The sequence below is a fragment of the Dyella japonica DSM 16301 genome, from assembly GCF_001010355.1.
Classification (GTDB): domain Bacteria; phylum Pseudomonadota; class Gammaproteobacteria; order Xanthomonadales; family Rhodanobacteraceae; genus Dyella; species Dyella japonica.
In genome coordinates this window covers 112,839-124,163 of record NZ_JPLA01000014.1, presented here as the reverse complement: position 1 = coordinate 124,163, position 11,325 = coordinate 112,839, and the positions used below count along the sequence as shown (strand labels likewise).

Annotated in this window: 11 protein-coding genes and 1 riboswitch; all 11 genes read left to right on the top strand. The window is 66.9% G+C overall.

Features of this window, described 5'->3' with window-relative positions:
- Positions 1-224 precede the first annotated feature (224 nt).
- A riboswitch (cobalamin riboswitch) is annotated at positions 225-462 on the top strand.
- A 21-nt stretch (positions 463-483) separates the two neighbouring features.
- The 11 genes from btuB to Y882_RS06405 all read left to right on the top strand — a co-directional run bounded on the left by btuB (position 484) and on the right by Y882_RS06405 (position 11,275).
- Positions 484-2,442, top strand: a complete 1,959-nt coding sequence (btuB, locus tag Y882_RS06455) for a TonB-dependent vitamin B12 receptor (protein WP_082120963.1) — start codon at positions 484-486, stop codon at positions 2,440-2,442.
- A 63-nt stretch (positions 2,443-2,505) separates the two neighbouring features.
- A complete protein-coding gene (locus Y882_RS06450; RefSeq protein WP_156171339.1) occupies positions 2,506-3,084 on the top strand; it encodes a hypothetical protein in 579 nt (192 codons plus the stop codon).
- A gap of 2 nt (positions 3,085-3,086) precedes the next feature.
- Positions 3,087-3,707, top strand: a complete 621-nt coding sequence (gene cobO / locus Y882_RS06445) for a cob(I)yrinic acid a,c-diamide adenosyltransferase (protein WP_046971069.1) — start codon at positions 3,087-3,089, stop codon at positions 3,705-3,707.
- Between the two features lie 46 nt (positions 3,708-3,753).
- Positions 3,754-5,052, top strand: coding sequence for a cobyrinic acid a,c-diamide synthase CobB (locus Y882_RS06440; protein ID WP_046971068.1), 1,299 nt, complete (start codon positions 3,754-3,756; stop codon positions 5,050-5,052).
- A gap of 14 nt (positions 5,053-5,066) precedes the next feature.
- Positions 5,067-5,966: an adenosylcobinamide-phosphate synthase CbiB gene (cbiB, locus tag Y882_RS06435; protein WP_244466266.1), complete on the top strand. Its 900-nt coding sequence runs from the start codon at positions 5,067-5,069 to the stop codon at positions 5,964-5,966.
- Positions 5,959-6,957: a threonine-phosphate decarboxylase CobD gene (cobD, locus tag Y882_RS06430; protein ID WP_046971066.1), complete on the top strand. Its 999-nt coding sequence runs from the start codon at positions 5,959-5,961 to the stop codon at positions 6,955-6,957. The genes cbiB and cobD overlap by 8 nt, the downstream gene beginning before the upstream one ends.
- Entirely contained in the window at positions 6,954-8,432 is a 1,479-nt protein-coding gene (locus Y882_RS06425; protein WP_046971065.1) for a cobyric acid synthase, read from the top strand. Before cobD ends, Y882_RS06425 begins: the two co-directional genes overlap by 4 nt.
- Positions 8,420-8,941, top strand: coding sequence for a bifunctional adenosylcobinamide kinase/adenosylcobinamide-phosphate guanylyltransferase (gene cobU / locus Y882_RS06420; RefSeq protein WP_046971064.1), 522 nt, complete (start codon positions 8,420-8,422; stop codon positions 8,939-8,941). The genes Y882_RS06425 and cobU overlap by 13 nt, the downstream gene beginning before the upstream one ends.
- Positions 8,938-9,984, top strand: coding sequence for a nicotinate-nucleotide--dimethylbenzimidazole phosphoribosyltransferase (gene cobT, locus Y882_RS06415; protein WP_046971063.1), 1,047 nt, complete (start codon positions 8,938-8,940; stop codon positions 9,982-9,984). Before cobU ends, cobT begins: the two co-directional genes overlap by 4 nt.
- Positions 9,981-10,559, top strand: a complete 579-nt coding sequence (locus tag Y882_RS06410) for a histidine phosphatase family protein (RefSeq protein WP_046971062.1) — start codon at positions 9,981-9,983, stop codon at positions 10,557-10,559. The genes cobT and Y882_RS06410 overlap by 4 nt, the downstream gene beginning before the upstream one ends.
- Positions 10,556-11,275 (top strand): adenosylcobinamide-GDP ribazoletransferase, encoded by a 720-nt coding sequence (locus Y882_RS06405; protein ID WP_046971086.1) that lies wholly within the window; start codon positions 10,556-10,558, stop codon positions 11,273-11,275. Before Y882_RS06410 ends, Y882_RS06405 begins: the two co-directional genes overlap by 4 nt.
- The last annotated feature ends 50 nt before the right edge of the window (positions 11,276-11,325 follow it).

The window sequence follows — 11,325 nt, the reverse complement described above, 5'->3', positions numbered from 1 at the left end:
CGCGTCATACGGGGACCCCCAATGGCCAGAGCCACATCAAGAGCCGTGAGTTCTGGTGCGTGCGGAGCGGCTTTTTTTGTGGGAGCGCACCCTGTGCGCGACGATCCTACGAAGCGATACATCCCAGCGTGGCCGTCGCGCACAGGGTGCGCTCCCACAGGAAGGCGTGCACGGACGAAACGGGGGAGACGGCTCACCCCAACGGCCCCAGCCCCCACTCTGCTACCATTCGCCCCACCTGAGGTGACCCCAGCCAGTGGCTGGGAGTTGAAACGGGAATCCGGTGCGGCGCTTGTGCGCCTATTCCGGAGCTGCCCCCGCAACGGTAGGCAGGCGCGATCCAGATGGGGATCGACGGAGCGACATCAGCCACTGTGCCAAGCGCATGGGAAGGCGTCGTTCCGGAAGGCGTTTACGTCTTCGCCCGCGAGCCCGGAGACCGGCCTTGAGGTACGACCAGACAGGCGGTGGGCCGTGTCATGGATGCCGCGCTCGCGCACGGCCGCCACGCTCCTCCTGCCTGTCTATTTCCCATGCGATCCGCGCGGGCAGGCGCGGTTGAGGAGCAGTACTTTGACCATCCGACTTTCCATGATCCGTCGCACCGTTTTGGCGACGGCGCTTTTGACCATCGTTTTCCCCGCGTTCGCGGACGATACGACCAACCTCGACGGTGTGGTGGTGACGGCCACGCGTACCGAGCAGACGCAGAGCCAGACGCTGTCCGCGGTGACGGTGATCGACCGGGCCGATATCGAACGCCTGCAGCCGGCGTCGCTGGCCGACCTGCTGCGCGGCACGCCGGGCATGCAGATTGCCAACAACGGCGGTCCCGGCAAGGCGACCAGTGCGTTCCTGCGTGGCACCGAAGCCGGCCATGTGCTGGTGATGATCGACGGCGTCAAGATCGGCTCGGCCACGCTGGGCACCGCAGCGCTGCAGGACATTCCGGTCGAGCAGATCGAGCGCATCGAAATCGTGCGCGGTCCGTTCTCCAGCCTGTACGGCTCCGAGGCGATCGGCGGCGTGATCCAGATTTTCACGCGTCGTCCGGAAGGCGCCTTCGTGCCGTCCTTCAGCCTGGGCGTCGGCAGTTATAGCCATCTGAGCGGCTCGGCCGGTTTCGCCGGCAAGAGCGGCGATGCCTGGTACTCGCTGGAGGCCTCGCACGAGCAGACGCACGGCATCAATTCCTGCCGCGTGGGCGCGGCCGAAGTGGGCGCGGCCTGCTTCGCCGATCAGCCGGACAAGGACGGCTATCGCAACAATGCGCTGACCCTGCAGGGTGGCTACAAGTTCGACGAACAGTGGGACGCCGATGTGCGTCTGTTCCGCAGCGAAGGCCACAACTACTACGACGGCACGTATACCGATTCGGACAAGAGCGCCACGCAGGTCGTCGGCGGTAGCGTGCACTATCGCCCGGCGTCCAATGTGAAGCTCACGCTCAGCCTCGGCACCAGCGGCGATTTCAGCAAGGACTTCTATCAGGGCGTGTACGTCGATCGTTTCGACACGCATCGCGACCTGGGTTCGTTCCAGGCAGATATCGGTTTCTGGGGCGGCCTCCTGACGACCGGCTTCGACTGGCAGCGCGACCACGTGGACAGCACGGCCGGTTACGTAAATGCGTTCACCGGCGTGCCGGTGAACAGCCGCATCGACCGCGGCGGCTTCGTGCAGTGGCAGCAGACCTTCGGCAGCCAATCCGTGCAGGCCAGCGTGCGCCATGACGACAACAGCCAGTTCGGCAGCAAGAACACCGGCAGCCTGTTGTGGGGCTGGGACTTCACCCAGACCCTGCGGCTCACCGCCAGCTACGGCACCGCGTTCAAGGCGCCGACCTTCAACGACTTGTACTACCCGTACTACGGCGACCCGAATCTCAAGCCCGAGCGATCGAGGAACTTCGAACTCGGTCTGCGCGGCAGCTACGACTGGGGTTACTGGTCGTTGAATGCGTTCCGCAACAACGTGACCGACCTGATCACCTACGACGCCGCTACCCAGGCGCCGGGCAATGTCGACCAGGCGCGCATCCGCGGTGCGGAAGGCGTGGTGAGCGGGCACGTGCTGGGCTGGCTGGTGACGGGCACGGCCACCTGGCTGGACCCGCGCGACGAGTCGACCGGGTATGAAGGCAACCTGCTGCCGCGCCGTGCGCGCCAGACCGGCAATATCGACCTGGACCGCAGCTTCGGCGACTTCAGCGTGGGCGGCACGTGGTTCGTCTCGGGCCGTCGCTACGATGACCTGGCCAACCAGCATCCGCTGGGCGGCTATGCGATCACCAACCTGCGCGTCGCCTATGCCATCTCGCGCGACTTCAAGCTGCAGCTGGCACTCAACAACGCCTTCGGCAAGGACTACGAGACCGCCTGGTACTTCAACCAGCCGGGTCGCAACTACATGTTGACCCTGCGTTATCAGCCCGCGCAGTAAGCCATGACGCCGGGGCCTGCGAAGGTCCCGGCGTCTTCCATGCATACGACCAGGAGTCGTTTCGTGAAAGCTCTTTCCGGTTCCCGTTTCAACGCGCTGTGGCTGGTCCTGGTCGCGGTGATGATCGCCACCCGCTTCAAGCATTTTGGCGACGTGCTGCATCTGCCCGATGCATCGATGGCGTTGTTCTTTTTTGGTGGCCTGTATCTGCGTCGCCATTGGACCTTCGTGGTGATGGTGTTGCTCGCCGTGGCGCTGGACTGGATTTCGATCAGCTACGCGGGCGTGAGCGCTTTCTGCGTGACGCTGGCGTACTCGTTTCTGCCCTTGGCTTATGCAGTGCTCTGGTACGCCGGGCGCTGGTATGCGCCGCGCGTAGATCAGAGCGGTTTGTCGCTACTCGGTGCATTCGGCGTGGCAGTGCTGGCGGCCGTGGCTTCTTTCGCCATCTCCAACGGTTCGTTCTATTGGCTGGGCGGCCGTTATGCGCAGCCGCATATGACCGAATACCTGGCGCGCCTGTGGCAGTGGGGTCCGCTGTTCGTGCGCACCACCCTCAGCTACGTCGCGGCAGCCCTGGTGCTGCACGCGGTTATCGTGCGCGTGGCATCGTCTTCCACGGCCCACCAGAAGGAAGCCTGAGCATGAGCGACACGCCCGAAACGCCGGATGCGGAAGAACGCCACCGCGAGCGCATGCAGCGCAAGAAGGAGCTGGTCGATCGCAAGATCGCCCGCGCCACCATCGAGCGCGGCGTGCTGGTGGTGAACACCGGCAACGGCAAGGGCAAGAGCTCGTCGGGCTTCGGCATGCTGGCGCGTTCGCTCGGCCATGGTTTTCGCTGCGGCGTGGTGCAGTTCATCAAGGGCAGTTTTTCCACCGGCGAAGAGGCGTTTTTCCGCCGCTTTCCCGATGAGCTCGATTACCACGTGATGGGCGAAGGCTATACGTGGGAGACGCAGGACAAGGCGCGCGATATCCAGGCGGCGTCTGCGGCCTGGCAGGTGGCGGCCAATATGCTGACCGATGCGACGCTGGACTTCGTACTGCTGGACGAACTCAATATCGCCCTGGTCAAGGGCTATATCGACCTGGATGTCGTGTGCGCCGCACTGAAGGCGCGCCCGCCACGCCAGCACGTGGTGATCACCGGGCGCGGCGCGCCAGATGGCCTGGTGGAGCTGGCCGATACGGTGACGGAGATGCGCCTGGTGAAGCACGCCTTCCAGGCAGGCATCAAGGCGCAGCAGGGCATCGAGCTCTGACACGTCTGCCCGGTGTGGGCAGTGGCAACAACGACGGAGTTCACCGATGACCGACCCGAGCGCATCCTGTCCTGCCTTGCTGGTATCGGCGCCTGCATCGGGGCAGGGCAAGACCTCGGTGACGGCGGCCCTGGCGCGCTGGCACGTGCGGCAGGGCAGGCGCGTGCGCGTGTTCAAGACGGGCCCCGATTTTCTCGACCCCATGGTGCTCGAGCGCGCCAGTGGTGCGCCGGTTTACCAGCTCGATCTGTGGATGAATGGCGAGGACGACGTACGCGCACGCTTGCATGAAGCCGCTGCCGAGGCGGATCTCATCCTGGTCGAAGGTGTGATGGGCTTGTTTGACGGCGGCCAGTCGAGCGCCGACCTTGCCCAATGCTTCGGCTTGCCCGTGCTGGCCGTGATCGATGGTTCGGCGATGGCGCAGACCTTTGGTGCGCTGGCGCTGGGACTGGCCAGCTATCGCGACGGCCTGCGCGTGCATGGCTTCGCCGCCAATCGCGTGGGCAGCGCGTATCACGCGCAACTGCTTGCCGGCAGTGTGCCGTCGCATCTGCAGTGGCTGGGTGCGTTGCCGCGGGATGCGGCGCTGGCCCTGCCCGAGCGCCATCTGGGGCTGGTGGCGGCGGGCGAGCTGGGCGATATCGATGCGCGCCTGGACGCGCTGGCCGATGCGTGGGCTACGCATGCGTCGGCCGAACTTCCGCCACCGGTGAGCTTTCCTGCTGCGTCGCGCGCGTCAACACCCAAGCATTTGAAGGGTTGCCGCATTGCGATCGCTCGCGACGCCGCGTTCTGTTTTCTCTATCCGGCCAATCTCGATCTCCTGCGCGAAGCCGGCGCGGAGTTGCGCTTCTTCTCGCCGCTGGCTGGCGACGCACTGCCCGAATGCGATGCGGCATGGCTGCCTGGTGGCTATCCCGAACTGCATCTGCATGCGTTATCCGACAGCGACAGCTTGCGCAGCGCCTTGCATGAGCACGTGCATGCCGGCCGTCCGCTGCTGGCCGAATGCGGCGGCATGCTTTACGCGCTGGATTCCCTGGCGGGCACCGATGGCAAGGCGTTTCCCATGGCGGGTCTGTTGCGTGGTCAGGCGACCATGCAGACGCGGCTCGGGGGACTGGGCATGCAGTCGGTCGCCTTGCCCGAAGGCGAGTTGCGCGGCCATACCTTCCACTACGCGCTTGCCGAGATCGCCGAGTCGCCTTTGGTCATGGCCAGCAACCCGGATGGCGGCCCGAGTCGGGAAGGCGTGTATAGGCGAGAGCGCTTCACCGCGAGCTTCATGCATCTGTATTTTCCGTCGAACCCGGCGGCGGCCGTGGCCTTGTTCCAGCCATGACCACCGCCCTGGCCATGCTGCTTGCGGTGCTGCTGGATGCGTGGCTGGGTGAACCGCGGCGCCTGCATCCGCTGGTGTTGTTTGGACGTCTGGCCGCCTGGGCCGAATCGCGATGGCATGCCGATCGTCGTTCGGCAGGCGTGCTGGCGTGGTGTGCAGTGGTGCTGCCGCTGGTGGCCCTGGCCTGGCTGCTGCGTGCCTGGCTCGGACCACTGCACCTGGCCCTGGACGTGCTCGTGCTTTACCTGGTCATTGGCCTGCGCAGCCTGGGCGATCACGCGCTGCCGGTCGCCCGCGCGCTGGCTGCCGGCGACATCCTTGGCGCACGCACGGCGGTGGGCCGCATGGTGAGTCGCGACACGGCCGCGCTGGATGACGCGCAGGTGGCTGCGGCCGCCACCGAATCGGTGCTGGAGAACGGCAATGACGCGGTGTTCGGCGCGCTTTTCTGGTTCCTCGTGCTGGGCGCGCCGGGCGCGGTGCTGTATCGGCTGGCCAACACGCTGGATGCGATGTGGGGCTACCGCACTGAGCGCTACGAGCGCTTCGGGTGGGCGGCAGCGCGAATCGATGATGTGCTCAATTTTCTGCCGGCACGCCTGACTGCGATGAGTTACCTGTTGCTGGGCGATGCGGCGCGGGCGTGGCGCTGCTGGCGCGTGCAGGCACCGCAGTGGGACAGCCCGAACGCCGGTCCGGTAATGGCTGCCGGCGCCGGTGCGCTGGGCGTTTGCCTCGGTGGTGCCGCGCCTTATGACGGCGTGTGGGAACCGCGCCCGGTGCTGGGCGAAGGAGACGCACCGGATGGGCAGTCCATCGTGCGCGCGCTGCAGTTGGTGCGTCGCTGCGTGGTGCTCTGGCTGGTGGTGATCACGCTGCTCGGCGTCGTGCGCTGGGGAGCCGGCCATGCTTGAACACGGCGGACGCCTGTTGGGAGCGGCCCGCACCTACGGCATCGCGCCGGAAGCGTGGCTGGACTTGTCCACCGGCATCAGTCCGTTTGCCTGGCCGGCGCCCGTCGTGCCGGCCTCCGTGTGGCAGCGCTTGCCCGAAGACGACGATGGCCTGATCGACATCGCGTGCGCGTACTACGGCGCGCCGCACCTGTTGCCCGTGGCCGGATCGCAAGCCGCCATCCAGATGCTGCCCAACCTGCGGCCAGCCTCGCGGGTGGGCGTGATTGCACCGGGCTACAACGAACACGCGCATGCCTGGCGCCGCGCCGGCCACGTGGTGGAGTCACTGTCTGCATCGAGCTTGCTGGCCGATCCGTCGCGCTACGACGTGATCGTCCTGGTCCATCCGAACAATCCTGGTGGCGAACGCTTCGAGCGTGACGCTTTGCTGGCATGCCACGCGGCGCTGGCTGCGCGCGGCGGCTGGCTGGTTGTCGACGAGGCTTTCATGGATGCCACGCCGCAGGACAGCCTGTGCAGCGAAGCGCATCGTGAAGGCCTGATCGTGCTGCGTTCGTGTGGAAAGTTTTTTGGCCTGGCCGGAGCGCGCGCGGGTTTCGTGGCAGCAGATCCTGCGTTGCTTGAAGCGCTGCGCGAGCGACTGGGCCCGTGGACCCTGAGTGGACCGACGCGCCATGTGTTGAAGCTGGCGCTTGCCGATCGCGCCTGGCAGGCCACGGCACGCACGTGGCTGCAGGGCATGAGCGATCGTCTTGCGGCGGTGCTGCTGCGACATGGCATGGCGGCGACGGCGGGATGCGCGTTCTTCCAGTGGTGGCAGCACGCACACGCTGAAGCCGTGCATGTGGCGCTGGCGAAACAGGGCATCCTGACCCGGCTGTTCGACACGCCGGCTAGCCTGCGCTTCGGCCTGCCTACCGAAGAGGCCGCGCTGCGGCGACTCGACGAGGCGCTGGGCGCGTTGGACTTGAAGGAGATGCTGCGATGAGCGTGCTGATGGTGCAGGGCTGCACGTCCGATGCAGGCAAGAGCACCCTGGTTACCGGTTTGTGCCGCTGGCTGCGCCGACGCGGCATCGCGGTCGCGCCGTTCAAGCCGCAGAACATGGCCTTGAATTCCGCGGTCACGGTCGACGGTGGCGAGATCGGCCGCGCCCAGGCCGTGCAGGCGCAGGCGGCGGGCCTGCAACCGCATACCGATTTCAACCCGATCCTGCTCAAGCCCAACAGCGATATCGGCGCGCAGGTGATCGTGCATGGGCATCCGGTGGCGAACATGGATGCGCGCGATTACCACGACTACAAACGCATCGCGATGGATGCCGTGCTCGCTTCGCATCATCGCCTGGTCGACCGCTACGACGCGGTGATCGTGGAAGGCGCCGGCAGCCCGGCGGAGATCAATCTGCGCGATCGCGACATCGCCAACATGGGCTACGCCGAGGCGGTCGACTGTCCGGTGATCCTGATCGCCGATATCGATCGCGGCGGCGTGTTCGCGCATCTGGTGGGCACCCTGGCGCTGCTTTCCGCCAGTGAACGCGCACGTGTTGCCGGCTTCGTCATCAATCGTTTTCGAGGCGATATGGCCTTGCTGCAACCCGGGCTGGATTGGCTGGAGCGCGAAACCGGCAAGCCGGTGCTCGGCGTGCTGCCTTACCTGCATGGCCTGCAGCTGGAAGCCGAAGACGCTTTGCCGCGCGACGCGGTGCCGAAGCAGGCGGCACGCCTGCGCGTGCTGGTACCCGCCTTGCCGCGCATCAGCAACCACACCGACTTCGACGCCTTGCTGGCCCATCCGGACGTGGATATGCGTTTCGTGGGTCCCGGCGAGGCGCACCCGCACGCGGACCTGGTCGTCCTGCCCGGTTCCAAATCCACCCGCGCCGACCTGGCCTGGCTGCGCGCACAGGGCTGGCACGAAACCATCACGCGGCATCTACGCTACGGCGGGAAAGTGATCGGCATCTGCGGCGGCTTCCAGATGCTGGGGCGCTTCGTGCATGATCCGCATGGCATCGAGAGCGAGCCGGGCTCGAGCGATGGACTGGGCTGGTTGCAGATGGAGACCACGCTGGAACTGCGCAAGCAATTGCGCCGCGTGGAGGGGAAACTGGTCCTGGGAGACGCGCGGGTGAGCGGCTATGAAATCCACTGCGGCGTCAGTCGTGGTGCAGCGCTGGAGCAGCCGGCGAGCGTGCTCAATCCGGGCACGCCCGATGGCGCGCTGTCGCCGGATGGTCAAATCCTCGGCACCTATCTCCACGGTCTGTTCGATGAGCCGCAGGCGCTCGCGGCCCTGCTCGGTTGGGCGCGTCTGCGCGACGCCGCGCCGCTCGATCTGCATGCGCTGCGCGAGGCGAGCATCGACCGCGTGGCCGATGCCGTGGAAGCCCAGCTCGATACCTCGGCGCTGCTGCGACTGCTGCAACCGGTGAAGGAGACCACGTCATGCGCACCCTGATCCTCGGCGGCGCCCGCTCCGGCAAGAGCGCGCTGGCCGAACGGCTCGCCACCGAATCGGGACACGAGGTGGTCTACATCGCCACGGCCCAAGCGCACGATGAGGAGATGGCCGCGCGCATCGCCCATCACCGGGCACAGCGTCCGTCCCACTGGCTCAGCGTGGAAGAACCGCTGGCCCTGGCGGCGGCCTTGGAAGCGCATGCGCGTCCGGGTCGCTGCGTGTTGGTCGATTGCCTCACGCTGTGGCTCAGCAACCTGCTGGGCGACCCTGACACCGCACGCTACGCGCAAGAGCGCGACGCCTTGCTTCAGCTGCTGCCCTCGTTGAAGGGGCAGCTGCTGTTGGTCAGCAACGAAGTGGGCCTGGGCGTGGTGCCCATGGGTGAACTCACGCGACGTTTTGTGGATGAAGCCGGACGCCTGCACCAAGCCCTTGCCGCGCAGTGCGAGCGGGTGGTGTTGGTCGCGGCCGGATTGCCGATGCCTCTCAAAGGAAGCCTTACATGAGCCAAGACTGGCTGACTGAACCCTGTTTTGCGATCGATGAAGCGAGCCGCCAGCGCGCACTGGAACACCAGTCGCAGTTGACCAAGCCGCCGGGTTCGCTGGGCACGCTTGAAACGCTGGCCGTGCGTCTGGCCGGCATGCAGCACACGGTGATGCCGTCGGTGCAATCGGTATGGATCAGCATCTTTGCTGGCGACCACGGTGTGGCCGCCGAAGGCGTGTCGGCCTTTCCGCAGGTGGTGACCGGCGAGATGATCCGCAACTTCGCCAACGGCGGCGCGGCGATCAGCGTGCTGGCGCGCAGCCTCGGCGCCATGCTCGAAGTGGTGAACCTGGGCACAGTGAACGATCCGGGTGAACTGCCCAATGTCCGCCGCGCGATCATTGCGCCGCAGACCAGCAATTTCTGCGAGCAGCCTGCGATGAGCGCGGTGCAACTGGAGCTGGCGCTGCGTGCCGGCGCCGACAGTGCCGAGGCAGCACGGCAGGCTGGGGCAAAACTTTTTATCGGCGGCGAGATGGGCATCGCCAATACCACCTCGGCGGCTGCGCTGGCCTGCGGACTATTGCGCGAGTCGCCCAGTGCGCTCGCCGGTGCGGGCACCGGCCTGGATGCCGCCGGCATCCGGCACAAGGCCGAGGTGATCGAACGCGCGCTGGCATGTTTTCCGGCCGATGACGATGCGCTGGCCTGGCTCGGTCGCGTGGGCGGTTTCGAGATCGCCGCGCTCTGCGGTGCCTATATCGGCGCAGCGCAGCGCGGCATTCCGGTGCTGGTCGATGGCTTCATCACCACGGCTGCCGCGCTGACAGCCGTGCGCATCAATCCGTCCTGCCGTGAATGGATGTTCTTCGCGCATCGCTCGCGCGAGCGCGGTCATGCGCGCCTGTTGTCGGTACTGGAAGCCGATCCGCTGCTCGACCTTGGCCTGCGCCTGGGCGAGGGCAGCGGTGCCGCCGCCGCTGTACCGCTGATGCGGCTGGCCTGCGATCTGCACGCGCGCATGGCCACCTTCGCGCAAGCGGGGGTGAGCGCTGCATGATCGGCAAGCACACCGGCATCGACTTGCTGCGCCATGGCGATACCGGGCAGCGCAGCTATCGCGGCCAACTCGACGACGCGCTCAGCCCGCTGGGCTGGAGCCAATTGCGCGCGGCGATTTTCGGACGCAGCTGGGATGCGATCGTCACCTCACCGCTGCGCCGTTGCGCGGAGTTCGCGCAGGACCTGGCCTGCGCGCGCCGCGTGCCGATGCGGGTCGATGCGCGTCTGGCCGAATACCACTTCGGCGACTGGCAGGGCGTCCCCATCGAGACGCTGGCGCAGGAGCAGGGCGACGCGTTGGCGCGCTTCTGGGCCGATCCGGTTGCGCATCCGCCGCCGGGTGGCGAGCCATTTGCCGCGTTCCGCGATCGCCTTTGCGCCGCCTTGAACGACGTCGCCGAAGCAGCGGAAACGCAGCGCGTGCTGGTGGTGACCCATGGCGGTGCGATCCGTCTCCTGCGTTGCGAGGCGGAAGCGCGCGACTTCGGCGAGATGGCGAATATCGATGTGCCGCACGCATCGCTGCATGTGTTGCCGTGGGCGCCGCCCGCCAGCAAGCAGGAACAGGCCTGATGCGAGGACTGTTCGCAGCCATCGGATTTCTCACGCGCCTGCCGCTGCCGGCGCGCGCATTCGATGGCGCGTCTTCACCCTCGGCGCAATTGGCCTGGTATCCCGCCGTGGGCGCCTTGCTGGGCGCCTTGCTGTGGTGCCTGGGATGGTTGCTGTCCGGCGCGCAGCCCTTGCTGGCGGCAGCGCTGTTGCTGGTTGCGTGGGTGGCGCTCACCGGTGCGCTGCACCTGGACGGCCTGGCCGACAGCGCGGACGCCTGGGTAGGCGGCCTGGGCGATCGGGAGCGCACGCTAACCATCATGAAAGATCCGCGCAGCGGCCCCATCGGGGTTACTGCGATCGCCCTGGTCCTGCTGTTGAAGTTCGCGGCGCTGGCCAGCGTGCCGCAGCCGTCGGCGATGTTATGGGTGGCGCCCTTGCTGGGGCGCGCGGTGCTCACCGCGGCCTTCATGACGACGCCTTATGTACGCAGCGGCGGCCTGGGCAGCGGCCTGGTGGGCGAATCCCGTGCGCTGTGTGCGTTGGCGCTGCTGCTGGCCACCCTCGCCACGTTGTTGGCCGGCTGGCACGGACTGCGGGCCATCCTCGCCGCCGCGCTCGTGTTTGGCTGGTGGCGATGGACCTGCCTGCGCCGGCTGGGCGGCATGACGGGCGATACCTGTGGCGCGCTGACCGAACTCACCGAAGCGGCCGTGCTGGTGGCGCTGGCGCTCTAGCCGCTGGCCTGGGCATCAGCGGCGTATCGTTGAATTCCCGCCGTTCGCCT

What these genes read in the sequence shown, in the direction of transcription:
- cobU (WP_046971064.1), top strand. Translation starts at nt 8,420, where the DNA reads ATGCGCACCCTGATCCTCGGCGGCGCCCGCTCCGGCAAGAGCGCGCTG.
- btuB (WP_082120963.1), top strand. Translation starts at nt 484, where the DNA reads ATGCCGCGCTCGCGCACGGCCGCCACGCTCCTCCTGCCTGTCTATTTC.
- Y882_RS06410 (WP_046971062.1), top strand. Translation starts at nt 9,981, where the DNA reads ATGATCGGCAAGCACACCGGCATCGACTTGCTGCGCCATGGCGATACC.
- cbiB (WP_244466266.1), top strand. Translation starts at nt 5,067, where the DNA reads ATGCTGCTTGCGGTGCTGCTGGATGCGTGGCTGGGTGAACCGCGGCGC.
- Y882_RS06425 (WP_046971065.1), top strand. Translation starts at nt 6,954, where the DNA reads ATGAGCGTGCTGATGGTGCAGGGCTGCACGTCCGATGCAGGCAAGAGC.
- cobD (WP_046971066.1), top strand. Translation starts at nt 5,959, where the DNA reads ATGCTTGAACACGGCGGACGCCTGTTGGGAGCGGCCCGCACCTACGGC.
- Y882_RS06440 (WP_046971068.1), top strand. Translation starts at nt 3,754, where the DNA reads ATGACCGACCCGAGCGCATCCTGTCCTGCCTTGCTGGTATCGGCGCCT.
- cobO (WP_046971069.1), top strand. Translation starts at nt 3,087, where the DNA reads ATGAGCGACACGCCCGAAACGCCGGATGCGGAAGAACGCCACCGCGAG.
- cobT (WP_046971063.1), top strand. Translation starts at nt 8,938, where the DNA reads ATGAGCCAAGACTGGCTGACTGAACCCTGTTTTGCGATCGATGAAGCG.